Origin of the sequence: Mesorhizobium cantuariense (genome assembly GCF_042647205.1) — a bacterium.
In the GTDB taxonomy this organism is placed as follows: Bacteria; Pseudomonadota; Alphaproteobacteria; order Rhizobiales; family Rhizobiaceae; genus Mesorhizobium; species Mesorhizobium cantuariense.
This window is the reverse complement of record NZ_JBHRVD010000001.1, coordinates 3078714-3103846: the sequence shown is the minus strand read 5'-3', so window position 1 is coordinate 3103846 and position 25133 is coordinate 3078714. Positions and strand designations below refer to the sequence as shown.

The window sequence follows — 25133 nt, the reverse complement described above, 5'->3', positions numbered from 1 at the left end:
AAGCGAGTAGGAAGTAGGGATTAGCGAATAGGGACCCCTACTCGCTAATGGCTACTCGCTATTCGCTCACTTACTTCTTCTTGCCGGCGATCGACTTGGCCGGACCCTTGCGGGTGCGCGCATTGGTATGCGTGCGCTGGCCGCGGACCGGCAGCGAGCGGCGGTGACGCAGGCCGCGGTAGCAGCCGAGGTCCATGAGCCGCTTGATGTTCATCGAGACTTCGCGGCGCAGGTCGCCCTCGACCTGATAATCGCGGTCGATCGCCTCGCGGATCTGCAGCACTTCCGCGTCGGTGAGCTGGTTGACGCGACGCTCGGCCGGAATGCCGACCTTGTCGACGATCTCCTGGGCGAACTTCTTGCCAATGCCGTGAATGTACTGAAGCGCAATGACGACGCGCTTGTTGGTCGGAATGTTGACGCCGGCTATACGAGCCATGTTCTTCTCTTCTCCATGTGGGCCGGACAAACCGGCGCTATCTTAAGTTGCCCCGCGTCCGGTGGAGGCCGGCCCATGCGGGAGTTTCCAGTTCAAAGCGGCTGCCTTGCCCTTGCGGACAAGCAAAGCCCATGCCTGATAGGAAGACGGGCCGCCATACCGCAGCGAACCGCTTCCGTCAAGTGCAATCGTTAATTTCCCCGCGTTGCGTCCTTGAGCACCGCTTCGATCTGCTCCGTCACAGCATCGATATCGGCCATACCGTCGACACTCCGGAGCTTGCCCTTGGCATAGTAGTAGCCAATCAGCGGCGACGTCTTCTTGTAGTATTCTCTCAGACGCTCCTCGAACACGGTCGGATTGTCGTCCTTGCGAACGGGCAGGCCAGCGGCCTGTGCTTCGTCGGCGCGCTTGACGATTCGGCCAACCAGCGCCTTATCGTCGACGACAAGTTCAATGACAGCGTCGAGGCCCTGGGAGCGATCCGAAAGCATCCGCTCGACCGCGTCCGCCTGCACCAGGGTCCGCGGATAGCCGTCGAGGATGAACCCCTTGGCGCAGTCGGGCTGATCGATACGCTCGGCGACGATAGCGTTGACGATGGCGTCGGACACCAGCTCACCGGCATCCATCACCGCCTTGGCGCGCTTGCCGACTTCGGTGCCTGCCTGAACGGCAGCACGCAGCATGTCGCCCGTCGAAAGCTGGGGTATGCCGTGTTTCTCTACCAATCTTTGTGCTTGCGTCCCCTTGCCCGCTCCTGGCGGCCCAAGCAATATCAACCTCATCTGGCTTTCTTTCCCCCGCGCAGCTTCGACTTCTTGATCAGGCCTTCATACTGGTGCGCAATCAGGTGGCCCTGAATCTGCGCAACCGTATCGAGCGTGACACTGACCACGATCAGAAGCGATGTGCCACCAAGGTAGAATGGTACGCCAGTCGCCGAGATCAGGAACTCCGGCAGCAGGCAGACCAGCACCAGATAGATGGCGCCGACGACGGTGATGCGGGTGAGAACGTAATCGATGTAATCGGCGGTGCGTTCGCCAGGACGATAGCCCGGGATGAAGCCCGAATGCTTCTTGAGCTGGTCGGCGGTGTCCTTCGGGTTGAAGACAATCGCAGTGTAGAAGAAGGCGAAGAACGCGATCATAGCGGCGTAGAATGCCATATAGAGCGGCTGGCCATGGCCGAGTGCGGCCAGGATTGTGCTTGCCCAGGCCGGCATGTTGGTCGTCTGCGAGAAGCCGGCGACAGTGGCCGGCAGCAACAGCAGCGACGAGGCGAAGATCGGCGGAATGACGCCCGCCGTGTTGAGCTTCAGCGGCAGGTGCGAGGTATCGCCCTGGAACATGCGGTTGCCGACCTGGCGCTTCGGATACTGGATCAGCAAGCGGCGCTGGGCGCGCTCGAAGAACACGATCAAGGCGATGACGACGATGGCGAGCACGATGATCGCCAGGATCAGGCCGGTCGACAGCGCGCCGGTGCGGCCAAGCTCCAGCGTGCCGGAGATGGCGTGCGGCAGGCCGGCGACGATGCCGGAGAAGATGATCAGCGAAATGCCGTTACCGATGCCGCGGGCGGTGATCTGCTCGCCGAGCCACATCAGGAACATGGTGCCGCCGACCAGTGTGACGACGGTCGAGATGCGGAAGAACATGCCGGGATCGCTGACGATGCCGTTGCCACCTTCCAGACCGACCGAAATGCCATAGGCCTGAACCAGCGCGAGCAGCACGGTGCCGTAGCGCGTGTACTGGTTGATGACCTTGCGGCCCTGTTCGCCTTCCTTCTTCAGCGCTTCAAGCGACGGGATGACCGAGGTCATCAGCTGCATGATGATGGAAGCGGAGATGTAAGGCATGATGCCGAGCGCGAAGATCGCCATGCGCTGCACGGCGCCGCCGGCGAACATGTTGAACATGCCGAGCACGCCCTTGCTCTGCGAGGAGAAGGCCTGGGCGAAGGCGTCGGGATTGATGCCGGGAAGCGGGATGTAGGTGCCGAGGCGATAGACGAGCAGCGCGCCGATCGTGAACCAGATGCGTTTCTTCAGGTCCTCCGCCTTGGCGAAGGCCGAGAAATTCAGATTCGAGGCTAATTGTTCAGCAGCCGAAGCCATGCCTGATTCTCCGCTTGGTAACGCTTGATGGCCCTGAGGTCAGGCGGCGCGTTTCACCGAAGCTCACGAGATAAGCTCCGGGCTCTAAACATGCAAGCGGCCGCGTTGACGCGGCCGCCTCGTTGAGCAGATCAAAGCGCAATCGTGAGCAAAAACGGGTCCCACTTTTGCCGATCGCGCTTCAAATTGCCGTTACTCGGCAGCTGCCTTTTCCTGCGGCAGCTTGACCGAACCGCCGGCCTTTTCGATCTTCTCGATCGCGGCCTTGGAGGCGCCGGCAACGTCAAAGGCGAGCTTCGCCTTGATCTCGCCGTCCGAGAGGATGCGCACGCCGTCCTTGACGCGGCGGATAACGCCGGCGGCAACCAGCGATTCAGCCGTCACTGTCGCCTTGGCGTCAAGCTTCTTGGCATCGATGGCCACCTGAATGCGGGCCAGCGACACGACGGTGAAGCTCTTGGCGAAGATGTTGTTGAAGCCACGCTTCGGCAGGCGCCGGTAGAGCGGCATCTGGCCACCCTCGAAGCCGTTGATGGCAACGCCGGAGCGCGCCTTCTGGCCCTTGACGCCGCGACCGCCGGTCTTGCCGGAGCCGGAGCCGATACCACGGCCGAGACGCTTCTTGGAGTGCGTCGCGCCGTCCTTGTCACGCAGATCGTTGAGTTTCATCTGAGTTCTCCTGCGCTCTGGCTCAGCCCTCGTCCACGACGCGGACGAGATGCTGGACGGCAGCGATCATGCCGCGCACGGAGGGCGTATCTTCCAGCGTGCGCTGCTTGTGCATCTTGTTGAGGCCGAGGCCGACCAGCGTCGCGCGCTGTTCCTTCGGACGGCGGATCGGCGAACCGATCTGCTCAACGGTGATGGTCTTGGTTGCTTTCTTGGCCATGGTCAAAATCCCTGGTCAGATCGACTATTCTTCAGCCGCAACGGCGGTGCCGCGGCGGGCCTGAAGGGTCGAATACTTGATGCCGCGAGCAGCAGCCACATCCTTGGGATGCATCTGGCTCTTCAGCGCGTCGAAGGTGGCGCGAACCATGTTGTAGGGGTTCGACGAACCCATCGACTTGGCAACCACGTCATGCATGCCGAGCGTCTCGAAGACAGCGCGCATCGGGCCACCGGCGATGATGCCGGTACCTTGCTTGGCAGCGCGCAGCAGCACGCGTCCGGCGCCCCAGCGTCCCTCGACGTCGTGATGCAGAGTACGACCCGAGCGCAGCGGCACGAAGATCATGTCGCGCTTGGCCGATTCAGTTGCCTTGCGGATAGCTTCCGGCACTTCGCGCGCCTTGCCGTGACCAAAGCCGACGCGGCCCTTCTGGTCGCCGACGACGACGAGTGCTGCAAAACCGAAGCGACGGCCGCCCTTGACGACCTTGGCGACGCGGTTGATGTGGACGAGCTTGTCCACCATGCCGTCATCGCGTTCTTCACGATCGCGGCCGCGGCCGCCATCCCTACGTTCCTGTGCCATATCCTGTTCCTTGTTTTTTTCCGGAAGCACGGTTGCTGATAAGATCCGGCGCCTCTGTGGGTCACCGGGGGCGAAATCATTCCCTTCGCATAATCTTTATCCGAAAAGTCTGCAACTTTTCGAGATTATGCTTAGAAGCTCAGACCACCTTCGCGGGCAGCCTCGGCGAGCGCCTTGACGCGGCCGTGATAGATGTAGGCGCCGCGGTCGAAGACGACTTCCGTGACGCCGGCCTTGGTGGCGCGCTCGGCGATCAGCTTGCCGATCGCGGCGGCAGCGGCGGTGTCGGCACCGGTCTTGAGCGAACCCTTGAGGTCTTTCTCAAGCGTCGAAGCGGCAGCGATGGTGTGGCCCTTGGCGTCGTCGATGACCTGCACGTAGATGTTCTTCGACGTGCGGTGAACCGACAGACGCGGACGCTCACCGGCGACCTTCTTGATCTGGCGGCGGACGCGCTGCGCGCGGCGCTGGATGGATTCTTTGGTAGCCATGATAGTTCCTTGCCTTCAAAAAACGGGGGCCGCCATGTGCGGTAGGCGAAAGCGCCTCCCGCGGCCGCTCCCCGCGGCGTTACACTTCTTAGCTTGGTCCTTTCCGAAAAGTCTTCAACTTTTCGGAGCCAAGCCCACTACTTCTTCTTGCCTTCCTTGCGGACGATCTTCTCGCCAGCGTAACGGACGCCCTTGCCCTTGTAAGGCTCGGGGCCGCGGTATTCGCGGATCTCGGCGGCAACCTGGCCGACTTGCTGCTTGTCGATGCCGGCCACGGTGATTTCGGTCGGCTTCGGCACGGTGATGGTGATGCCCTGCGGCGTCTCGTAGACGACGTCATGGCTGAAGCCAAGTGCCAGCTGCAGGTTCTTGCCCTGAAGTGCTGCGCGATAGCCGACGCCGGTGATCTCGAGCTTCTTTTCGAAGCCGTCCTTGACGCCCTGCAGGATGTTGACGATCTGCGTGCGCGACATGCCCCACTTGGAGCGGGCGGTCTTGGTCTGGTCGCGCGGCTGGACAGCGATCTCGCTGCCTTCCATCTTGACCAGAACTTCGTCGTTCACCACGAACTTCAGCTCACCCTTGGGGCCCTTCGCCGTCACGGTCTGGCCGTTGACGGTCGCGGTCACGCCCTGCGGCAGCGAAACGGGTTTCTTTCCAATACGAGACATTTTGTTGTCCTCGTCACTTCTCTTGTTTCAGGTCTCTGTCTTCGGGCATGATCCCGAAGACCGGATTCCAATTTTCCCACGCTAGATTAGAAGATCTGGCACACGCCAGATCAGAAGATCTGGCAGAGGATTTCACCACCGACGTTCTGTTCGCGCGCTTCGTGGTCGGCCATCACGCCCTTCGGTGTCGAAAGGATGGCGATGCCGAGGCCGTTGGCGACGTGCGGAATCGACTTGGCCGAAACATAGACGCGGCGGCCTGGCTTCGAGACGCGGGCGATTTCGCGCACGACCGGCGCGCCGTCGAAATACTTCAGCTCGATCTCGATTTCGGACTTGCCGTTGTCGAAGTCGGTCTGGCTGTAATCGCGGATATAGCCTTCAGCCTTCAGCACGTCGAGGACGCGGGTGCGCAAACGCGAGGCCGGCGTCGAAACGCTCGACTTCTTGCGGCCATACGCGTTGCGGATGCGGGTCAGCATATCGCCGAGAGGATCGCTCAATGACATGTTATGTCCTCCTTACCAGCTCGACTTGACCAGGCCCGGGATCTGGCCGTTGTTGCCGAGATCACGAAGCGCGATGCGCGATACTTTGAGCTTGCGATAGTAGGCGCGCGGACGGCCGGTGACTTCGCAGCGGTTGCGGATGCGGATCTTGGCCGAGTTGCGCGGCAGGGCAGCAAGCTTGAGCTGAGCGCGGAAGCGCTCTTCCATCGGCTTGGACTGATCCATGATGATCGCCTTGAGGGCAGCCCGCTTGGGACCGTACTGGTCGGCAAGCTTGCGGCGCCTGTTGTTCTTCTCGACTGAGCTGGTCTTTGCCATTTCAGATTTTTCCTTTTCTCGCTGCCGTTACTGGCGGAAGGGGAAGTTGAAGGCCTTGAGCAATGCCCTGGCTTCGTCGTCCGTCTTCGCAGTCGTACAAACGATGACGTCCATGCCCCAGATCTGATCAACCTTGTCGTAGTTGATCTCCGGGAACACGATGTGTTCCTTGATGCCCATGGCGTAGTTGCCACGGCCATCGAAGCTCTTCGGATTCAGTCCGCGAAAGTCGCGGACGCGCGGCAGTGCGATGTTCACGAGGCGGTCGAGGAACTCATACATGCGTTCCTTGCGCAGCGTGACCTTGGCGCCGATCGGCATCTTCTCGCGGACCTTGAAGCCGGCGATCGAGTTGCGGGCGCGGGTGACGACGGCCTTCTGGCCGGCGATCATCGCCAGGTCTTCGGCCGCGATCGAAGGCTTCTTCGAATCGGCGGTCGCTTCGCCAACGCCCATGTTCAGCACGATCTTGTCGATGCGCGGAACCTGCATCTCGTTGTCGTAGCCGAACTGTTCCTGCAGCGCCTTGCGGATGGTCTCGTTGTAGACCTGCTTGAGGCGCGGCGTGTTCTGAGCCTTGGACTGTTTGCTTTCAGCCTTGGGCTTCGTGGTTTGAGCCTTAGCCATTGATGACTTCTCCCGAGCGCTTGGCGACGCGCACCTTCTTGCCGTCCTTCTGGAAGATGAAACCGACGCGGGTCGGCTTGCCATCCTTGGGGTCGGCCAGCGCGATGTTCGACAGCTGGATCGGCGCTTCCTTGGTGATGATCCCGCCCTCTTGGGACTGGGACTGCTTCTGGTGACGACGGATCATGTTGACGCCGCGCACCAGCGCGGTGTCTTCCTTCGGCTGCACCGAGAGGACTTCGCCCGAACGGCCCTTGTCCTTGCCGGCCAGCACGACGACCTTGTCGCCTTTTCTAATCTTTTGCATTGGTCCGGCTCCTTACAGCACTTCAGGCGCGAGCGAGATGATCTTCATGTGGTTCTTGGCGCGGAGTTCGCGCGGAACCGGTCCGAAGATACGCGTGCCGATCGGCTCTTTCTTGTTGTCGACGAGAACGGCCGCGTTCTTGTCGAAACGGATCACGCTGCCGTCCGGGCGGCGGATGTCCTTGGCCGTGCGAACCACGACCGCCTTCATCACATCGCCCTTCTTCACGCGGCCGCGCGGGATGGCTTCCTTGATCGACACCACGATGATGTCGCCCACGGAAGCGTATTTCCGCTTCGAGCCGCCCAGCACCTTGATGCACATGACACGACGGGCGCCGGAATTATCCGCGACGTCGAGGTTTGTTTGCATCTGAATCATGACTGGCCGCCTTCTTCTTTTCTAACGGGATGGGCTCAAAGCCCCTCCCCGGTCTGTCCAAAATTCGTTGTTTACGCCTGGTCCGAAGACACGACGATCCAGCGCTTATCCTTGGAAATCGGCTTCGATTCCTGGATGAACACCTGATCGCCTACCTTGTGGGCGTTGTTCTCGTCGTGCGCCTTGTACTTCTTGGTCATGCGCACGGTCTTCTTCATCACGGGATGCGTGAAGCGCCGTTCGACCTTGACGACAACCGTCTTCTCGTTCTTGTCGCTGACGACGGTGCCCTGCAGAATGCGCTTTGGCATGGTTTTCGTCCTTAAGCCTTCTTAGCCGCGGACTTTTCCGCAGCGATGGTCTTGATACGCGCAATATCCTTACGGACCTGTCTCACGCGCGCGGTCTTCTCAAGCTGGCCGGTGGCCTTCTGGAAGCGCAGGTTGAACTGCTCCTTCTTCAGGCTGGCCAGGTCGTCGGTCAGCTGGTCCTGGGTCTTGGTCCGGATGTCTTCGGCTTTCATGATCAGCCCGTCCTTATTCTGCGATGCGCTGCACGAAGCGCGTCTTGACCGAGAGCTTGGCCGCGCCGAGACGCAGTGCCTCACGGGCGGTTTCTTCATTGACGCCGTCGATCTCGAACATGATGCGGCCCGGCTTGACGCGCGCCGCCCAGTAATCGACCGCGCCCTTACCCTTACCCATGCGGACTTCGGTCGGCTTCGAAGTGACCGGCACGTCCGGGAAAATACGGATCCAGACGCGACCAGCGCGCTTCATTTCACGCGTGATCGCGCGGCGGGCCGCCTCGATCTCACGTGCGGTGACGCGGTTCGGCTCAAGCGCCTTCAGCCCGAAACCACCGAAATCCAGATTGGTGCCGCCCTTTGCGGTACCATGGATACGGCCCTTGAACTGCTTGCGGAACTTTGTGCGCTTTGGCTGCAGCATCGTTCTAACTCCAAATTCCTAAATGTCTCAGGCGTTTTCGCGACGACGACCGCGCTCGCGATCACCACCACCGCCATGCGCTGCATCGCTTTCGCTGGCCCGACGCTCCGAAGCCATCGGGTCATGCTCGAGGATCTCGCCCTTGAACACCCAGACCTTGACGCCGCAGATGCCATAAGCGGTATGCGCTTCGGCCGTGCCGTAGTCGACGTCCGCACGCAGCGTATGCAGCGGCACGCGGCCTTCGCGATACCATTCCATGCGCGCGATCTCGGCACCGCCGAGACGGCCGGCGCAGTTGATGCGGATACCTTCGGCACCGAGGCGCATCGCCGACTGGACGGCACGCTTCATGGCGCGGCGGAACGCGATACGACGCTCGAGTTGCTGGGCAATCGACTGAGCGACCAGGGTCGCGTCGATTTCCGGCTTGCGCACTTCAACGATGTTGAGGTGCGTCTCGGACTTCGTCATCTCCATCAGCTTCTTGCGAAGCTTCTCGATGTCGGCGCCCTTCTTGCCGATGATCAGACCCGGGCGCGCCGCATGGATGGTGACGCGGCACTTCTTGTGCGGACGCTCGATGACAACCTTCGAGATGGCAGCCTGCTTCAGTTCCTTCTCGAGATACTTGCGGATCTTGATGTCCTCATGCAGCAGCTTGCCGTACTCGCCGGTGTTCGCGAACCAGCGCGAATCCCAGGTCCGGTTGATGCCGAGGCGAAGACCGATCGGATTGACTTTCTGGCCCATTATGCGGCCTCCCCTTTTTCTTCGACTTCACGAACGACGATCGTGAGGTGCGAGAACGGCTTCTCGATACGGCTGGCGCGACCACGACCACGGGCATGGAACCGCTTCATGACGATCGACTTGCCGACATAGGCTTCCGCCACGATCAGTGCATCGACATCCAGGTCGTGGTTGTTTTCCGCGTTGGCGATTGCCGATTCCAGCGTCTTCTTGACCGTGCCGGAAATCCGCTTGGCCGAGAATTCGAGATCGGAAAGCGCTGTCGCGACCTTCTTGCCGCGGATCAGCGCGGCAACCAGGTTGAGCTTCTGCGGGCTGATACGGATCGTGCGCAACACGGCGCGCGCTTCGTTGTCAGCAAGCCTGCGCGGAGCTTTGGCCTTGCCCATGATTATTTCCTCTTCGCCTTCTTATCCGCGCCGTGACCGTAATAGGTCCGGGTCGGAGCGAATTCACCGAACTTGTGACCGACCATGTCCTCGTTCACCGAGACGGGAACATGCTTCTGGCCGTTGTAGACACCGAAGGTGAAGCCGACGAACTGCGGCAGGATGGTGGAGCGACGGCTCCACATCTTGATCACCTCATTGCGACCACCTTCACGAACCTTGTCCACCTTCTTGAGAAGGTAGCCGTCAATGAAGGGGCCTTTCCAAATCGAACGAGTCACTTGGCGTTACCTCTTCTTAGCTCTTGCGCTGATGGCGCGAGCGCAGGATGAACTTGTCGGTCGCCTTGTTGGACCGCGTCTTCTTGCCCTTGGTCGGCTTGCCCCAGGGCGAAACCGGATGGCGGCCACCCGAGGTGCGGCCTTCGCCGCCGCCGTGCGGATGGTCGACCGGGTTCATGGTCACGCCGCGATTGTGCGGGCGCTTGCCACGCCAGACCGTGCGACCGGCCTTGCCGTCATTGATGTTGCCGTGGTCCGGATTGGACACGGCGCCGACAGTGGCCATGCAGGAGCCGTGAACGACACGCTGCTCGCCCGAATTGAGGCGCAGGATCGCCATGCCCTGGTCACGACCGACCAGCTGGCCATAACCACCTGCCGAACGTGCGACCTGGGCGCCCTTGCCCGGCTTCAGCTCGATGTTGTGGACGATGGTGCCGACCGGCATCGAAGCCAGCGGCATCGCATTGCCCGGCTTCACGTCGACGGCTTCGCCGGACACGATCTTGTCGCCGGGAGCCAGACGCTGCGGAGCGATGATGTAGGACAGCTCGCCATCGTCATACTTGATCAGCGCGATGAAGGCGGTGCGGTTCGGATCATATTCGATGCGCTCGACCGTGCCAACGACGTCGAACTTGCGGCGCTTGAAGTCGATGATGCGGTACGAACGCTTGTGACCACCGCCGATGAAGCGGGCGGTGATGCGGCCGTGATTGTTGCGGCCGCCCGACTTGGTCAGGCCCTCGGTCAGACCCTTGACGGGCTTTCCCTTGTAGAGGCCCGAGCGGTCGACGATGACCAGCTGACGGGTGCTGGGCGTTACCGGGTTGAATTTTTTCAGTGCCATGTTTCTGTCCTCGCGGCCTTGCTCAGAGACCCGTCGCGACGTCGATCGACTGGCCATCGGCCAGCGTCACAACCGCCTTCTTGACGTCGCTCTGGCGGCCAACCGTGCCACGGAAGCGCTTGATCTTGCCCTTGCGGACAAGCGTGTTCACGGCCATCACCTTGACGCCGAACAGCGCTTCGACGGCGGCCTTGATTTCCGGCTTCGACGCCTTCTTGGCGACGTTGAAGACGACCTTGTTCTGCTCGGAGGCCATGGTCGACTTTTCGGTGATCGCCGGCGAGACGATCACGTCGTAGTGACGAAGGTCGGTCATTTAAAGCGCTCCTCGAGAGCCTCGACGGCGGCCTTCGAAAGGACCAGCGTGCCGCGGCGCAGAATGTCGTAGACGTTGATGCCCTGGATGGGCAGCACGTCGATGTTGGGGATGTTCGTCGCCGCCAGCTTGAAGTTCTTGTCAAGCTCGGCGCCGCCGATCAGCAAAGCGTTGGTCAGGCCCAGCGTCGCGAAATTCGCGATCAGCGCCTTCGTCTTGGCCTCGGTCAGCTTCAGCTCGTCGATGATGATGATCGACGCGCTCTTGGCCTTGGCCGAGAGAGCATGCTTGAGGCCGAGAGCGCGAACCTTCTTCGGCAATTCGTGCTCGTGGCTGCGAACGACCGGGCCGTGGGCCTTGCCGCCGCCGCGGAACTGCGGAGCGCGTGCCGAATGGTGACGGGCGCGGCCCGTACCCTTCTGCTTGTACATCTTGGCGCCGGTGCGCGCGATCTCGGCGCGGCCCTTGGTCTTGTGCGTGCCCTGCTGCTTCTTGGCAAGCTGCCAGCGCACGACGCGCTGCAGGATGTCTTCGCGCGGATCAAGGCCGAAAATCTCGTCGGAGAGTTCCACCTTGCCGGCGTCCTTGCCGCCCAGCGTTGTGATCTTGAGATCCATTATTCCGCTCCCTCTGTGGCCGGAGCCTCGTTCTTGGCGCCACTTTCGGCAGCAACGGCGCGGATCGCGGCAGGCTTCGGCGCATTGGCCGGCAGTGCCACCTTGGCCGCATCGCGGACCAGGATCCAGGCGCCCTTCGATCCGGGAACCGCACCGCGGATCAGGATCAGGCCGCGGTCGGCGTCGGTCGAGACGATCTCGACATTCTGCGTGGTGACGCGGGTGTCGCCCATGTGGCCAGCCATATGCTTGCCCTTGAACACCTTGCCCGGGTCCTGACGCTGGCCGGTCGAACCATGTGAACGGTGCGAAACCGAGTTACCGTGCGTGGCGCGGCCACCACCCATGTGGTGGCGCTTGATAACGCCCTGAAAACCCTTGCCGATCGTCGTGCCCGTCACATCGACCTTCTGGCCGGCGACGAAGTGCTCGACGGTGAGCTCGGCGCCGACATCGATCATGTTGTCGGCGGAGACGCGGAACTCGGCAACCTTTGCCTTCGGCTCGACGGAAGCGGTCGCGAAATGGCCGCGCAACGCCTTCGACGTGTTCTTCACCTTGGCCAGGCCAACGCCGAGCTGAACAGCGGTATAGCCATTCTTCTCTTGCGTGCGCTGGGCCACGACCTGGCAGTTCTCCATCAGGAGAACAGTGACGGGAACATGTTCCCCGGCATCGTTGTAGATGCGGGTCATTCCCACCTTCTTTGCAATCACACCTGAACGCATCGGTTCAATTCCTTTAGAGTTCCGGGCCAGGGGCACCGCCCCCTACCGCGCTCTCATTCCCTTAGAGCTTGATCTCGACGTCGACGCCGGCGGCCAGATCGAGCTTCATCAAAGCATCGACTGTCTGCGGGGTCGGATCGACGATGTCGAGCAGACGCTTGTGCGTGCGCATCTCGAACTGCTCGCGGCTCTTCTTGTCGACGTGAGGCGACCGGTTGACCGTAAACTTTTCGATCCGCGTCGGCAGCGGAATGGGGCCGCGGACGTTGGCACCGGTGCGCTTGGCCGTCGACACGATTTCCTTCGTCGAGGCGTCGAGCACGCGGTGGTCAAACGCCTTCAGGCGGATGCGGATATTCTGTCCGTTCATGCGTCACTTCCTTGTTCTGGCGCGGCGCGGGCAACTCCTGCGCCCGCGACAGATCGGTTTAAGTCCAAATTACTCTTTGATGGTGACGACGATGCCGGCACCGACGGTGCGGCCGCCTTCACGGATAGCGAAGCGCAGCTTCTCTTCCATGGCGATCGGCACGATCAGCTCGACATCGACCGTGATGTTGTCGCCCGGCATCACCATCTCGGTGCCTTCCGGCAGCGACACGATGCCGGTCACGTCGGTCGTGCGGAAGTAGAACTGCGGACGGTAGTTGGTGAAGAACGGCGTGTGACGGCCACCTTCGTCCTTGGTCAGGATGTAGGCTTCAGCCACGAACTTCTTGTGCGGCTTCACCGTACCGGGCTTGGCCAGAACCTGGCCGCGCTCGACACCTTCACGATCAACGCCGCGCAGCAGCGCGCCGATGTTGTCGCCAGCCTGGCCCTGATCGAGCAGCTTGCGGAACATCTCGACGCCCGTGCAGGTCGTCTTGGTCGTCGGACGGATGCCGATGATCTCCAGCTCCTCGCCGACCTTGACCACGCCGCGCTCGACGCGACCGGTCACGACCGTGCCACGGCCCGAGATCGAGAACACGTCTTCGATCGGCATCAGGAACGGCTTGTCGAGCGGACGAACCGGCGTCGGGATGTAGGCATCGACCGCAGCCATCAGCTCACGGATCGCGTCTTCACCGATCTTCTTGTCGCTGTCTTCAAGAGCAGCCAGAGCCGAACCCTTGACGATCGGAATGTCGTCGCCGGGGAATTCGTTCTTGGTCAGAAGCTCGCGAACCTCGAGCTCGACCAGTTCGAGCAGCTCGGCGTCGTCGACCTGGTCGACCTTGTTGAGGAACACCACGATCGACGGCACGCCGACCTGACGGGCAAGCAGGATGTGCTCGCGGGTCTGCGGCATCGGGCCGTCGGCAGCCGACACGACCAGGATCGCGCCGTCCATCTGCGCGGCACCGGTGATCATGTTCTTCACATAGTCGGCGTGGCCGGGGCAGTCGACGTGAGCGTAGTGGCGGGCAGCCGTCTCGTATTCGACATGCGCCGTCGAGATCGTGATGCCGCGCGCCTTTTCTTCAGGGGCAGCGTCGATCTGGTCGTAGCGCTTGTATTCGCCAAAATACTTGGTGATCGCCGCCGTCAGCGACGTCTTGCCATGGTCGACGTGGCCAATCGTGCCGATGTTCACGTGAGGCTTGTTACGCTCGAATTTACCTTTGGCCATAATCGTTCTCCGTCTATTCTACCCGCTTGGGGGAAATTGTTATTCGCTCTTCAGATCCGGCACCGCGCAAGGGACGCGATCCGGCAGCTAAGGAACCCTTACGCGTATTTCTTCTGGACTTCCTGGGCCACCGCCGTAGGGACCGGCTCGTAGTGATCGAACTGCATCGTGTAGGCCGCACGGCCCTGGCTCATCGAGCGCAGGTTGTCGACGTACTTGAACATGTTGGCGAGCGGCACCATCGCATTGATGACCACGGCCACGCCACGCGCTTCCTGACCCTGAATCTGGCCACGACGCCCGTTCAGATCGCCGATGACGCTGCCGACGTAGTCTTCCGGCGTCACCACTTCGACCTTCATGATCGGCTCGAGCAGCTGCACGCCAAGCTTGGGTGCGGCTTCACGGAAACAGGCGCGGCCGGCGATTTCGAAGGCCAGAACGCTGGAGTCCACGTCGTGGTAGGCACCGTCGATCAGCGTCGCCTTGACGCCGATCATCGGGAAGCCCGCGAACGGACCCGAGGTCATGACGCTGTTGATGCCCTTTTCGACACCGGGGATGTATTCCTTCGGCACAGCGCCGCCAACGATCTTGGTTTCGAACTGGAATTCGCTGCTGTCCGGGTTCGGCTCGAAAACGATCTTGACGCGAGCGAACTGACCGGTACCGCCGGTCTGCTTCTTGTGCGTGTAATCCTGCTCGTGCCTGCGGGTGATCGTCTCGCGATAGGCCACCTGCGGCGCGCCGACATTGGCCTCGACCTTGAACTCGCGACGCATGCGGTCGACGATGATGTCCAGGTGAAGTTCGCCCATGCCGGAAATGATGGTCTGGCCGCTTTCCTCGTCGGTCTTGACGCGGAAGGACGGATCCTCGGCGGCCAGGCGGTGAAGGGCGAGGCCCATCTTTTCCTGGTCGTTCTTGGTCTTCGGCTCGATGGCGATCTGAATAACCGGATCGGGGAATTCCATGCGCTCGAGGATGACCGGATGCAGCGGGTCACTGAGCGTGTCGCCGGTGGTCGTGTCCTTGAGGCCAGCCAGAGCGACGATGTCGCCAGCAAAAGCCTCTTCGACGTCGGCGCGCGAATTCGCATGCATCTGCAGCATGCGGCCGATGCGCTCTTTCTTGCCCTTCACGGTGTTGTCGACCGAGATGCCCTTGGTGAGCTTGCCCGAATAGATGCGGGCAAAGGTCAACGAACCGACGAACGGGTCGTTCATGATCTTGAAGGCGAGCATCGACAGCGGCTCGTTGTCGTCGGCGTGACGCTCAATCTCGGCATCGGTCTTGGCATCGACGCCCTTGATGGCGGGAACATCGGCCGGCGACGGCAGATATTCGACGACGGCGTCGAGCAGCGGCTGCACGCCCTTGTTCTTGAAGGCCGAGCCACAGAACATCGGGTAGAACTTCACCGCGATGGTGCCCTTGCGGATCAGCGCGCGGATCTCGTCATTCGATGGCATCTTGCCTTCGAGGTAATTCTCAAGCGCCGTCTCGTCCATTTCGACGGCGGCTTCGATCATCTTCTCGCGGTATTCTTCGGCACGAGCCTTGAGGTCGTCCGGGATCTCGACGATGTCCCAGGCAGCGCCCAGCGTCTCGTCGCGCCAGACCAGCGCGTTCATCTCGACGAGATCGACAACGCCCTTGAACTCGGTCTCGGCGCCGATCGGCAGCTGCATGACAACGGCATGCGCACCGAGGCGCGAACCGATCATCTCGACCGAGCGGTAGAAGTCGGCGCCGATCTTGTCCATCTTGTTGCAGAAGATCATGCGCGGAACGCGATACTTGTCGGCCTGACGCCAGACGGTTTCCGTCTGCGGCTCGACACCGGCATTGGCATCGAGCAGCGCGATGGCGCCGTCGAGAACGCGCAGCGAACGCTCGACTTCGATGGTGAAGTCGACGTGGCCGGGGGTGTCGATGATGTTGAAGCGGTACATCTTGCCGCTGCGACCCTTCCAGAAGGTCGTGGTCGCGGCGGACGTGATGGTGATGCCGCGCTCCTGCTCCTGCTCCATCCAATCCATGGTGGCAGCGCCGTCGTGGACTTCGCCGATCTTGTGCGACTTGCCCGTGTAATAGAGGACGCGCTCGGTGGTCGTCGTCTTGCCGGCGTCAATATGCGCCATGATACCGAAATTGCGGTAGTCTTCGATTTTGTATTCGCGGGCCATCGTAGCTGCCTCTCAGTCTCGTTCGCGCTTTACCAGCGGTAGTGCGCGAAAGCGCGGTTGGCTTCAGCCATCTTGTGGGTGTCTTCACGCTTCTTGACGGCCGTGCCGCGGTTGTTGGCCGCGTCCATCAGCTCGCCGGAGAGGCGGTCGACCATCGTGGTCTCGTTGCGGTTGCGGGCCGCGGCGATCAGCCAGCGAATGGCCAATGCCTGGCGGCGCTCGGGGCGCACGTCGACCGGAACCTGGTAGGTGGCGCCGCCGACACGACGCGAACGCACTTCTACATGCGGCGCGACATTGTCGAGCGCCTGATGGAAGACCGTGACCGGCTCCTGCTTGGTCTTCGACTGAACCTGATCGAGTGCGCCGTAGACGATGGTCTCGGCGACCGACTTCTTACCGTCATACATGACGGCGTTCATGAACTTGGTGACGATCAGATCGCCGAACTTCGGGTCCGGATTGATCTCACGCTTTTCTGCACTGTGACGACGCGACATGGCTTTTGTCTCTCAATCTCATAACCCGACGCACTCAAGCAGCGCCAAGGCCGGAAAATCTTACTTCGGACGCTTGGCGCCGTACTTCGAACGGCGCTGCTTGCGGTTCTTCACACCCTGCGTGTCGAGCACGCCGCGGATGATGTGGTAGCGAACGCCCGGAAGATCCTTGACGCGGCCGCCGCGGATCATCACCACGGAGTGTTCCTGAAGGTTGTGGCCTTCGCCGGGGATGTACCCGATCACTTCAAAACCATTGGTCAGGCGGATCTTGGCCACCTTGCGCAGCGCCGAGTTCGGCTTCTTCGGCGTCGTTGTATAGACGCGCGTGCAGACGCCCCGCTTCTGCGGGTTCTGCTGCATGGCCGGGACCTTGTTGCGCTTCACCGGCGCAATGCGCGGCTTGCGGATCAGCTGGTTGACGGTAGGCATTAAACCCTCTTGTCTCTCAATTCCGTGTCTCGCCCGGTCAGGGCCGCTCAAAGCGTCATTTCCATACGCAAATTCGGGCCACAAACCGCGCCTCGCGGTCTTGCCCGAACAAATGGCAGAGGAAGCGGAACCGCTTCGTGCACGCCGGAAATGTCTTTTCGCTCGTAAAACGAACCCTGTTTGAGGCAAACTCCAAAGCGTGTCGCTTCGGAAGGGAGAGCCTCACATCGGTTCTGACTGGGCGGCTTCTACTCGTAAGACCGCGGACCGTCAAGCCCGGAGCACCAAATATTGCGCGCCGACCAAGGCTTGGCAGCCATGCGAAAAACGCATGTAATTTTCTTTCGCAATTTTGCAAGGGCAAGGAAGAAAGTGCCAAGCCTTTAGCAAAGTGAATGGCTTTGCGCTGTTGCGCTGCCCTTCTTCATGCGAAAAGGCCGCATGAGCAGTCATAACCCCCTCGCCCGACCACACACTGCCAAGAGGAATCGGCCCGTGAACGACAACGAAGAACGCCCGGTCACCATCATCACCGGTCGGGTGTGGAAGAAAAAGGGCGGCAAACCGGAAGGCGTCCACGTCATGCTGGTCGCGCCCGACGACGATTCGGCGGTGCGCCGGGCGCTCGAATCGCTTGCCGCGGAAGGTTACGCCGAGGCCGAGCTCGACCAGATCGGCGACATGGACGGCATACCTGACGAAGAGCCGCATATCTCCGCCTTCCAGGGCGCGCTCGAAGGCGAAGTGTCGATCGTCACCTTCGACATGCCGATCTGAAACGAGGGCGCCGATCATGGCAGGATCAAAAGCTATTGGACCTGCATCCCGGGACTGGGCCGACCGGGCGGTCGCCGCGATCGAAGCCGACCAGCACCGCTCGGCCGATACGCACCTCTGGAAGCTGGATCTGCCGGCACTGGCTGGCATCGACTTCTACCTCAAGGACGAATCCACCCATCCGACCGGCAGCCTGAAGCATCGGCTGGCGCGTTCGCTGTTTCTTTATGCGCTGTGCAACGGCCTCATCCGGGAAGGTTCGCCCGTCATCGAAGCGTCGTCGGGCTCGACGGCGGTGTCGGAAGCCTATTTCGCCCGCATGATCGATGTACCGTTCTATGCCGTTATGCCGCGATCGACCTCGCGCGAAAAGATCACCGCGATCGAGCACTATGGCGGCAAGTGCCATTTCATCGACGACGGCCGGCGCATCTATGCCGAGTCGGCCGAACTCGCGGCGCGGCTCGGCGGTCATTTCATTGACCAGTTCACCCATGCCGAACGCGCCACCGACTGGCGCGGCAACAACAACATCGCCGATTCCATCTTCGGGCAGATGCGCGAGGAGCAGCATCCTATCCCAAGCTGGATCGTCATGAGCGCCGGCACCGGCGGCACCACCGCCACGATCGGCCGCTATCTGCGCTACAAGCGGCATGCAACGCGGCTGTCGGTCGCGGACGTCGAGCGCTCGGCCTTCTTCGACAGCTTTGCCACGCATGACCGTGACTGTCGCTGCGAGCAGCCGTCGCGCATCGAGGGCATCGGCCGGCCGCGCGTCGAACCCTCCTTCGTGCCCGGCGTCATCGATCACATGCTGCGGGTGCCGGACGCGGTGTCGCTGGCGGCGATGCGGGTGCTGTCGCGCCGGCTCGGCCGCCGTGTCGGCGGGTCGACAGGCACCAACTTCGTCGCCATGTGCTTTCAGGCCGCGCGCATGGTTGAGGCGAGGAAGGCCGGCTCGCTGGTGACGCTGATCTGCGATTCCGGCGACCGCTATGCCAACACCTACTATTCCGACGACTGGCTGGGCGCGAACGGCCTCGACCCCTCACCTTTCGAAGCAGCTATCGAGGCCTTTCTGGCCGGCGAAAGGCTGGCGCTGCAGTTCGAGGAAAGCTGGGGCTGACCTTTCGGCGTCAGCTTGCCGGCTCCGGCTTGCCCGGGGCAAGTGTTCTGATAAGAAACGCTCATCATCACTCAATAGACGGAGCGGCCGTGTCCCAGCCCATCAAGATAGGCGTCGTCGGCGTCGGCAAGATCGTCCGCGACCAGCACCTGCCGGCCCTGGCGAAAGACCAGAACTATCGCCTCATCGCGGCTGCCAGCCGGCATGGCAAGGTGGAAAACATCCCGAATTTCCCTGATATCGAAACCATGCTCGACGCCGTGCCCGAACTCGAGGCCGTATCGCTCTGCATGCCGCCGCAGTTCCGCTACGATGCGGCGCGCACCGCGCTGATGGCAAAGAAGCATGTCTTCCTGGAGAAGCCGCCAGGCGCCACTGTCAGCGAGGTCGAAGACCTGAAGGCATTGGCCGTGAAGAACGGCGTCTCGCTGTTCGCCAGCTGGCACTCGCGCTATGCGCCGGCCGTGGAGGCCGCTCGGGCTTTTCTTAGCTCAGCCCGCATCAGCTCGGCCGCCATCAACTGGAAAGAAGATGTGCGCCGCTGGCACCCGAACCAGGAATGGATCTGGGCTCCCGGTGGCTTCGGCGTCTTCGATCCCGGCATCAACGCGCTGTCGATTGCCACCCATATCCTGCCGGCGATGTTCATCACTTCGGCGGTGCTGGATTTTCCCGAAAACCGTGCATCCCCGGTTGCGGCCCGCGTCGCCTTCCGCACCTCGAATGGATTGCCGGTGACGATGGATCTCGACTGGCTGCAGACAGGCCCGCAAAGCTGGGACATCCTGGCCGATACCGACAAGGGCGCAATGGTGCTGTCGGGCGGCGGCTCCAAGCTCGCCATCGACGGCAAGGTGGTTCATGACGAGCCGGAGGCCGAATACCCGATGCTCTACCGGCGCTTTGCCGAAATCGTGCGCGCCGGCGTCTCCGATGTCGATCTGGCGCCGCTGCAGCATGTCGCCGACGCCTTCATGCTCGGCAAGCGCAACGTGGTCGAAGCGTTCTTCGACTGATTTATGCACGCGACGGGATCGCGGACCTGGCTTGAATGCACGCTCGTGCCAGGTCGACCCCCACTCCGTCTCGGCTACGCCGAGCCACCTCTCCCCCGATCGACGGGGTAGAGGAAGGGCGCGAACCTATTGCCACCAACGCTCGTCCAACGCGGCTTCCTTTCCCTCCGGAGGGGGAAAGGTGGCGCTGCGAAGCAGCGACGGATTGGGAGAAGCCGGTCGTCAAACGAACAGCCGATGACAAGTGAATACAACCGAGTTGGTCTGATATCAGCGTCATTCAGACAATCATGGTGATATCACTCGACGATCGCAATCGCAAAACCGTCATAGCCCTTGGCGCCGACTGTCTGGATAGCGGTGCCATCCAGACAGTCGGCGCCGATGAAGGAGAATGCCGCGCGTGCGCCTTCTACATTGGGATCACGGCCACCCTGATCGAGCACTGCGCCGTCGCGGATGACGTTGTCGCAGATGATCACGGTCCCCGACCTCGAAAGCCGCATGGCCCAGGACAGATAATTCGGGTTGTTCGGCTTGTCGGCGTCGATGAAGATGAGGTCGAACGGACCGGCATTCTCGGCGCTGAGTGCAGCGAGCGATTGCAGCGCCGGCCCGACCCGCAGATCGACCCGTGCCGACACCCCTGCCCGTTCGAAATTCGACTGCGCGACGCTGGCGTGATGCGGGTCGAGTTCAAGCGTCACGATCTTGCCGTTCGCAGGCAAAGCCCGCGCCATCCAGATCGTGGAGTAGCCGCCCAGCGTGCCGATTTCGAGAACCTTCCTCGCTCCCTGAATGCGCGCAAGAAGCGAAAGCAGCTTGCCTTGCGCCGGCGACACGTCGATCGCCGGCAGGCCGTGATCATGGTTGGCCGCCAGAACGGCATCAAGGACGGGGTCCGCCTCAAACAGGGAACCGACGATGTAGTCGTCGACAGCCGCCCAGGTCCTTTTGCTCATCGTTTTCTTCTCCGATCCAATTGGGGACCTAAACGCGAAAAGGGGCCGCTTGGGCCCCTTTTCTTGTCTCTTTCGGTCCGCGCTTACTGCGCGGCAGTGGTCATGTCGGCCAGCATCGGCTCGGCGACTTCCACACCGGAGGCCTTGCGGCGCTCGTCGATGATCAGTTCGTCGCGCGAGGTGGCGATGCGCCGGATCTGGCTCATCGTGCCGCCGGTGCCGGCCGGGATAAGCCGGCCGACGATGACGTTTTCCTTCAGTCCCTGCAGCATGTCGGTCTTGCCGGCAACCGCGGCTTCCGTCAGCACTCGGGTCGTCTCCTGGAAGGAGGCGGCCGAGATGAAGGATGGCGTCTGCAGCGATGCCTTGGTGATGCCGAGCAGCACCGGCAGGCCTTCGGCCGGCTTCTTGCCGTCCTCGACCAGACGCTCGTTGACCTCTTCCAGTTCGATCACGTCGACATGATCGCCTGGAATGTAGGTCGAGTCGCCCTGCACCGTGATCTCGACCTTCTGCAGCATCTGGCGAACGATCACCTCGATGTGCTTGTCGTTGATCGACACGCCCTGCAGACGGTAGACTTCCTGGATCTCGTTGACGAGGTAGGAAGCAAGTGCCTCCACGCCCTTGATCGCCAGGATGTCGTGCGGCGCCGGATTGCCGTCGAGGATGTAGTCGCCCTTCTCGATGACGTCGCCGTCCTGGAGATGGAACGGCTTGCCCTTCGGGATCAGGTATTCGACCGGCTCAAGCGTCGAGTCATGCGGCTCGATGATGATGCGACGCTTGTTCTTGTAGTCGCGGCCAAAGCGGATCGTGCCGTCGATCTCGGCGATGATGGCGTGATCCTTCGGACGACGTGCCTCGAACAGTTCGGCAACACGCGGCAGACCGCCGGTGATGTCCTTGGTCTTGGCGCTTTCCATCGGGATACGCGCCAGCACGTCGCCGGGACGAACCTGCGAGCCAGGCTCGACCGAAAGAATGGCCTCGACCGAGAGCAGGAAGCGGGCGTCGCCGCCCTTCGACAGCTTGCCGACCTTGCCCTTGGCGTCCTGGATGGCAATCGCCGGCTTCAGGTCGTTGCCGCGTGGCGTCGAGCGCCAGTCGATGACCTCACGCTTGGTGATGCCGGTCGACTCGTCGGCCGTTTCCTGAACGGAAATGCCGTCGACCAGATCCTCGTACGACACCCTGCCCTCGATTTCGGTGAGGACTGGACGGGTATAGGGATCCCACTCGGCGATACGCTGGCCGCGCTTCACCTTGTCACCATCGTCCACGAAGATGCGCGAACCATAGGTGAGGCGGTGCGAGGCGCGCTCCTTGCCGGCTTCGTCGAGGATCAGCACCGCCATGTTGCGGCCCATGACCATCTGCTGGCCGTCGGAGTTGCGCACCACGTTGCGGTTGCGGATCTCGACCTTGCCCTCATAGGAGGCTTCAAGGAACGAGCTGTCCACCACCTGCGCGGTGCCGCCCATGTGGAAGGTACGCATGGTGAGCTGGGTGCCCGGCTCGCCGATCGACTGCGCCGCGATGACGCCGACAGCTTCACCCTGGTTGACCGGGGTGCCGCGGGCAAGATCGCGACCGTAGCAGACCGCGCAGACGCCAACCCTGACTTCGCAAGTCAGTGCCGAGCGGATGCGAACCGACTGGACGCCGGCCTTTTCGATCTGTTCCACGTCACGCTCGTCCATCAGCGTTCCGGCCTTGACCAGAATCTCGCCCGACACCGGATGGGTGATGTCGTCGAGCGACGTACGACCCAGCACGCGCTGGCCGACCGAAGCGACGACCTGACCGGCATCGACGATCGGCTGCATGGTGAGGCCCTTGTCGGTGCCGCAGTCGACGGAGTTGACGATGCAATCCTGCGCCACGTCGACCAGACGACGGGTGAGGTAACCCGAGTTCGCCGTCTTCAAGGCGGTGTCGGCCAGACCCTTGCGGGCGCCGTGGGTCGAGTTGAAGTACTCGAGCACGGTCAGGCCTTCCTTGAAGTTCGAGATGATCGGCGTCTCGATGATTTCGCCCGACGGCTTGGCCATAAGGCCGCGCATGCCGGCGAGCTGACGCATCTGGGTGGGCGAGCCACGCGCACCGGAGTGCGACATCATATAGATCGAGTTCATCGGCTTTTGACGGCCATTGTCCTCGAACTCGACCGCCTTGATGCGGGCCATCATCTCGTCGGCGACCTTTTCCGAGCACTTGGCCCAGGCGTCGACGACCTTGTTGTACTTCTCGCCCTGCGTGATCAGGCCGTCATTGTACTGCTGCTCGTATTCCTTGGCCAAAGCCTCGGTGTCGGAGACCAGCTTGATCTTGGCGTCCGGGATCAGCATGTCGTCCTTGCCGAACGAAATGCCGGCGCGGCAGGCATGGCTGAAGCCGAGTGCCATGATGCGGTCGCAGAAAATGACCGTCTCCTTCTGACCGCAGTGGCGGTAGACGGTGTCGATCATCTTGGAGATGTTCTTCTTGGTCATCTCCTGGTTGGCGGTCTCGTAAGGCACGTTGACGTTCTTCGGCAGAAGCTCGCCGATGATCATGCGGCCAGGGGTGGTGTCATGGATCTTCGACACGACCTTGCCTTCGGCGTCGACCGTGCGGAAACGACCCTTGATCTTGGAGTGCAGCGTCACCGCCTTGGTCTCGAGCGCGTGCTGGAGTTCGCCCATGTCGGCAAACACCATGCCTTCGCCCGGCTCGTTCTGGTTGACGATCGAGAGATAGTAGAGACCGAGAACCATGTCCTGCGACGGCACGATGATCGGCGCGCCGGAAGCTGGGTGCAGGATGTTGTTGGTCGACATCATCAGCACGCGGGCTTCAAGCTGCGCTTCCAGCGACAGCGGCACGTGAACGGCCATCTGGTCGCCGTCGAAGTCGGCGTTGAAGGCCGTGCAGACCAGCGGGTGCAGCTGGATCGCCTTGCCTTCGATCAGGATCGGCTCGAACGCCTGGATGCCGAGACGGTGCAGCGTCGGCGCACGGTTCAACAGCACCGGATGCTCGCGGATGACCTCGTCGAGGATATCCCAGACTTCCGGACGCTCCTTTTCGACCAGCTTCTTCGCCTGCTTGACGGTCGAGGAATAACCCTTGGCGTCGAGACGGGCGTAGATGAAGGGCTTGAACAGTTCGAGCGCCATCTTCTTGGGCAGGCCGCACTGGTGCAGCTTGAGCTCGGGACCGGTCACGATGACCGAGCGGCCGGAATAGTCGACGCGCTTGCCGAGCAGGTTCTGACGGAACCGGCCCTGCTTGCCCTTGAGCATGTCGGACAGCGACTTCAGCGGGCGCTTGTTGGCGCCGGTGATGACGCGGCCGCGACGGCCGTTGTCGAACAGCGCGTCGACGGCTTCCTGCAGCATGCGCTTTTCATTGCGCACGATGATGCCGGGGGCGCGCAGCTCGATCAGCCGCTTCAGACGGTTGTTGCGGTTGATGACGCGACGATAGAGGTCGTTCAGATCCGACGTGGCGAAGCGGCCGCCGTCCAGCGGGACGAGCGGGCGCAGGTCCGGCGGGATCACCGGGACCACCTTCATGATCATCCATTCCGGACGGTTGCCGGATTCCATGAAGTTCTCGACGACCTTGAGCCGCTTCAGATACTTCTTCTGCTTCAGCTCGGAGGTGGTCGAAGCCAGTTCCGAACGCAGGTCGCCGGCGATCTTCTCCAGGTCCATGCCGGCCAGAAGGTCATGAATGGCCTCGGCGCCGATCATGGCGGTGAAGCTGTCCTCGCCATACTCGTCGACGGCGATCATGTACTCTTCCTCGCTGAGCAGCTGGTGCTCCTTCAGCGCGGTGAGGCCAGGTTCGGTGACGATGTAGTTCTCGAAGTAGAGGACGCGCTCGATGTCCTTCAGGGTCATGTCGAGCAGCGTGCCGATGCGCGACGGCAGCGACTTCAGGAACCAGATATGGGCGACGGGCGCGGCCAGTTCGATATGGCCCATGCGCTCGCGGCGAACGCGCGACAGCGTCACTTCGACGCCGCACTTCTCGCAGATGACGCCCTTGTACTTCATGCGCTTGTACTTGCCGCACAGGCACTCATAGTCCTTGATCGGGCCAAAAATGCGCGCGCAGAACAGACCGTCACGCTCCGGCTTGAAGGTGCGGTAGTTGATGGTCTCCGGCTTCTTGATCTCGCCGAAAGACCAGGACAGAATCTTCTCAGGGCTGGCAAGCGATATCCGGATGGAATCGAACACCTGCGCAGGCGCCTGCGGATTGAAGAGATTCATGACCTCTTGGTTCATGCCG

33 protein-coding genes are annotated in these 25133 nt (G+C 61.8%); 3 read left to right on the top strand and 30 right to left on the bottom strand.

The window, feature by feature from the left end; all coding sequences use genetic code 11:
- Window positions 1–70: 70 nt before the first annotated feature.
- The 28 genes from rpsM to rpsL form a co-directional block, all read right to left on the bottom strand.
- Window positions 71–439 carry a 30S ribosomal protein S13 gene (rpsM, locus tag ACFOJ9_RS14860; protein WP_023757968.1) on the bottom strand — a complete coding sequence of 123 codons (369 nt, stop codon included), beginning with the start codon at window positions 437–439 and terminating at the stop codon, window positions 71–73.
- Between the two features lie 191 nt (window positions 440–630).
- The gene (locus ACFOJ9_RS14855; protein WP_378979514.1) at window positions 631–1227 is read right to left on the bottom strand and encodes an adenylate kinase; all 597 of its coding nucleotides are present in this window, start codon (window positions 1225–1227) and stop codon (window positions 631–633) included.
- Window positions 1224–2564, bottom strand: coding sequence for a preprotein translocase subunit SecY (gene secY / locus ACFOJ9_RS14850; RefSeq protein WP_378979513.1), 1341 nt, complete (start codon window positions 2562–2564; stop codon window positions 1224–1226). Before secY ends, ACFOJ9_RS14855 begins: the two co-directional genes overlap by 4 nt.
- A gap of 192 nt (window positions 2565–2756) precedes the next feature.
- Window positions 2757–3233, bottom strand: a complete 477-nt coding sequence (rplO, locus tag ACFOJ9_RS14845) for a 50S ribosomal protein L15 (RefSeq protein ID WP_013531434.1) — start codon at window positions 3231–3233, stop codon at window positions 2757–2759.
- 22 nt (window positions 3234–3255) lie between these two features.
- Entirely contained in the window at window positions 3256–3453 is a 198-nt protein-coding gene (gene rpmD / locus ACFOJ9_RS14840; RefSeq protein WP_006205449.1) for a 50S ribosomal protein L30, read from the bottom strand.
- A 24-nt stretch (window positions 3454–3477) separates the two neighbouring features.
- Window positions 3478–4041 carry a 30S ribosomal protein S5 gene (rpsE, locus tag ACFOJ9_RS14835; protein ID WP_006333394.1) on the bottom strand — a complete coding sequence of 188 codons (564 nt, stop codon included), beginning with the start codon at window positions 4039–4041 and terminating at the stop codon, window positions 3478–3480.
- Window positions 4042–4172: 131 nt separating this feature from the next.
- The gene (rplR, locus tag ACFOJ9_RS14830) at window positions 4173–4532 is read right to left on the bottom strand and encodes a 50S ribosomal protein L18 (RefSeq protein ID WP_378979512.1); all 360 of its coding nucleotides are present in this window, start codon (window positions 4530–4532) and stop codon (window positions 4173–4175) included.
- Between the two features lie 137 nt (window positions 4533–4669).
- Complete coding sequence (rplF, locus tag ACFOJ9_RS14825) at window positions 4670–5203, bottom strand: 50S ribosomal protein L6 (RefSeq protein WP_013531432.1); 534 nt, start codon at window positions 5201–5203, stop codon at window positions 4670–4672.
- 110 nt (window positions 5204–5313) lie between these two features.
- Entirely contained in the window at window positions 5314–5712 is a 399-nt protein-coding gene (gene rpsH, locus ACFOJ9_RS14820; RefSeq protein ID WP_006205453.1) for a 30S ribosomal protein S8, read from the bottom strand.
- A 12-nt stretch (window positions 5713–5724) separates the two neighbouring features.
- On the bottom strand, window positions 5725–6030 hold the full coding sequence (rpsN, locus tag ACFOJ9_RS14815) for a 30S ribosomal protein S14 (protein ID WP_010909282.1): 306 nt from the start codon (window positions 6028–6030) through the stop codon (window positions 5725–5727).
- A gap of 27 nt (window positions 6031–6057) precedes the next feature.
- Entirely contained in the window at window positions 6058–6657 is a 600-nt protein-coding gene (gene rplE / locus ACFOJ9_RS14810) for a 50S ribosomal protein L5 (RefSeq protein ID WP_013531429.1), read from the bottom strand.
- A complete protein-coding gene (gene rplX, locus ACFOJ9_RS14805; protein ID WP_013531428.1) occupies window positions 6650–6964 on the bottom strand; it encodes a 50S ribosomal protein L24 in 315 nt (104 codons plus the stop codon). Before rplX ends, rplE begins: the two co-directional genes overlap by 8 nt.
- Before the next feature lie 12 nt (window positions 6965–6976).
- On the bottom strand, window positions 6977–7345 hold the full coding sequence (gene rplN, locus ACFOJ9_RS14800) for a 50S ribosomal protein L14 (RefSeq protein ID WP_006205457.1): 369 nt from the start codon (window positions 7343–7345) through the stop codon (window positions 6977–6979).
- Window positions 7346–7416: 71 nt separating this feature from the next.
- Complete coding sequence (gene rpsQ, locus ACFOJ9_RS14795; protein WP_010909280.1) at window positions 7417–7656, bottom strand: 30S ribosomal protein S17; 240 nt, start codon at window positions 7654–7656, stop codon at window positions 7417–7419.
- A gap of 11 nt (window positions 7657–7667) precedes the next feature.
- Entirely contained in the window at window positions 7668–7868 is a 201-nt protein-coding gene (gene rpmC, locus ACFOJ9_RS14790) for a 50S ribosomal protein L29 (protein WP_006205459.1), read from the bottom strand.
- 13 nt (window positions 7869–7881) lie between these two features.
- Entirely contained in the window at window positions 7882–8295 is a 414-nt protein-coding gene (rplP, locus tag ACFOJ9_RS14785; RefSeq protein WP_013531427.1) for a 50S ribosomal protein L16, read from the bottom strand.
- A 27-nt stretch (window positions 8296–8322) separates the two neighbouring features.
- Window positions 8323–9048 carry a 30S ribosomal protein S3 gene (rpsC, locus tag ACFOJ9_RS14780; protein ID WP_013531426.1) on the bottom strand — a complete coding sequence of 242 codons (726 nt, stop codon included), beginning with the start codon at window positions 9046–9048 and terminating at the stop codon, window positions 8323–8325.
- A complete protein-coding gene (gene rplV, locus ACFOJ9_RS14775) occupies window positions 9048–9437 on the bottom strand; it encodes a 50S ribosomal protein L22 (protein ID WP_006205462.1) in 390 nt (129 codons plus the stop codon). Before rplV ends, rpsC begins: the two co-directional genes overlap by 1 nt.
- Before the next feature lie 2 nt (window positions 9438–9439).
- Complete coding sequence (gene rpsS, locus ACFOJ9_RS14770) at window positions 9440–9718, bottom strand: 30S ribosomal protein S19 (RefSeq protein WP_006205463.1); 279 nt, start codon at window positions 9716–9718, stop codon at window positions 9440–9442.
- Window positions 9719–9734: 16 nt separating this feature from the next.
- Entirely contained in the window at window positions 9735–10568 is an 834-nt protein-coding gene (rplB, locus tag ACFOJ9_RS14765) for a 50S ribosomal protein L2 (protein WP_027026960.1), read from the bottom strand.
- Window positions 10569–10590: 22 nt separating this feature from the next.
- Window positions 10591–10884 carry a 50S ribosomal protein L23 gene (locus tag ACFOJ9_RS14760; protein ID WP_013531424.1) on the bottom strand — a complete coding sequence of 98 codons (294 nt, stop codon included), beginning with the start codon at window positions 10882–10884 and terminating at the stop codon, window positions 10591–10593.
- Window positions 10881–11501, bottom strand: coding sequence for a 50S ribosomal protein L4 (gene rplD, locus ACFOJ9_RS14755; RefSeq protein ID WP_013531423.1), 621 nt, complete (start codon window positions 11499–11501; stop codon window positions 10881–10883). The genes ACFOJ9_RS14760 and rplD overlap by 4 nt, the downstream gene beginning before the upstream one ends.
- Window positions 11501–12229 carry a 50S ribosomal protein L3 gene (gene rplC / locus ACFOJ9_RS14750; RefSeq protein ID WP_378979511.1) on the bottom strand — a complete coding sequence of 243 codons (729 nt, stop codon included), beginning with the start codon at window positions 12227–12229 and terminating at the stop codon, window positions 11501–11503. The genes rplD and rplC overlap by 1 nt, the downstream gene beginning before the upstream one ends.
- Before the next feature lie 61 nt (window positions 12230–12290).
- Complete coding sequence (gene rpsJ / locus ACFOJ9_RS14745; RefSeq protein WP_010909272.1) at window positions 12291–12599, bottom strand: 30S ribosomal protein S10; 309 nt, start codon at window positions 12597–12599, stop codon at window positions 12291–12293.
- 69 nt (window positions 12600–12668) lie between these two features.
- Window positions 12669–13844 (bottom strand): elongation factor Tu, encoded by a 1176-nt coding sequence (gene tuf, locus ACFOJ9_RS14740; RefSeq protein ID WP_095090666.1) that lies wholly within the window; start codon window positions 13842–13844, stop codon window positions 12669–12671.
- A 98-nt stretch (window positions 13845–13942) separates the two neighbouring features.
- The gene (fusA, locus tag ACFOJ9_RS14735; RefSeq protein ID WP_378979510.1) at window positions 13943–16033 is read right to left on the bottom strand and encodes an elongation factor G; all 2091 of its coding nucleotides are present in this window, start codon (window positions 16031–16033) and stop codon (window positions 13943–13945) included.
- Window positions 16034–16062: 29 nt separating this feature from the next.
- Window positions 16063–16533: a 30S ribosomal protein S7 gene (rpsG, locus tag ACFOJ9_RS14730; RefSeq protein ID WP_008875664.1), complete on the bottom strand. Its 471-nt coding sequence runs from the start codon at window positions 16531–16533 to the stop codon at window positions 16063–16065.
- Window positions 16534–16593: 60 nt separating this feature from the next.
- Entirely contained in the window at window positions 16594–16965 is a 372-nt protein-coding gene (gene rpsL, locus ACFOJ9_RS14725; RefSeq protein ID WP_006333356.1) for a 30S ribosomal protein S12, read from the bottom strand.
- Window positions 16966–17460: 495 nt separating this feature from the next.
- Between rpsL and ACFOJ9_RS14720 the strand changes: the two genes are divergently transcribed.
- The 3 genes from ACFOJ9_RS14720 to ACFOJ9_RS14710 all read left to right on the top strand — a co-directional run bounded on the left by ACFOJ9_RS14720 (window position 17461) and on the right by ACFOJ9_RS14710 (window position 19887).
- Window positions 17461–17742: a transcriptional regulator gene (locus ACFOJ9_RS14720; RefSeq protein ID WP_378979509.1), complete on the top strand. Its 282-nt coding sequence runs from the start codon at window positions 17461–17463 to the stop codon at window positions 17740–17742.
- A gap of 16 nt (window positions 17743–17758) precedes the next feature.
- Complete coding sequence (locus ACFOJ9_RS14715; protein WP_378979508.1) at window positions 17759–18871, top strand: PLP-dependent cysteine synthase family protein; 1113 nt, start codon at window positions 17759–17761, stop codon at window positions 18869–18871.
- 89 nt (window positions 18872–18960) lie between these two features.
- The gene (locus tag ACFOJ9_RS14710) at window positions 18961–19887 is read left to right on the top strand and encodes a Gfo/Idh/MocA family protein (protein WP_378979507.1); all 927 of its coding nucleotides are present in this window, start codon (window positions 18961–18963) and stop codon (window positions 19885–19887) included.
- Window positions 19888–20186: 299 nt separating this feature from the next.
- On the opposite strand, the gene ACFOJ9_RS14705 is transcribed toward ACFOJ9_RS14710, so the two are convergent.
- Both ACFOJ9_RS14705 and rpoC read right to left on the bottom strand, forming a co-directional pair.
- Complete coding sequence (locus ACFOJ9_RS14705; RefSeq protein ID WP_378979506.1) at window positions 20187–20849, bottom strand: O-methyltransferase; 663 nt, start codon at window positions 20847–20849, stop codon at window positions 20187–20189.
- Window positions 20850–20932: 83 nt separating this feature from the next.
- Entirely contained in the window at window positions 20933–25129 is a 4197-nt protein-coding gene (gene rpoC, locus ACFOJ9_RS14700) for a DNA-directed RNA polymerase subunit beta' (RefSeq protein WP_024505639.1), read from the bottom strand.
- Window positions 25130–25133 lie beyond the last annotated feature (4 nt).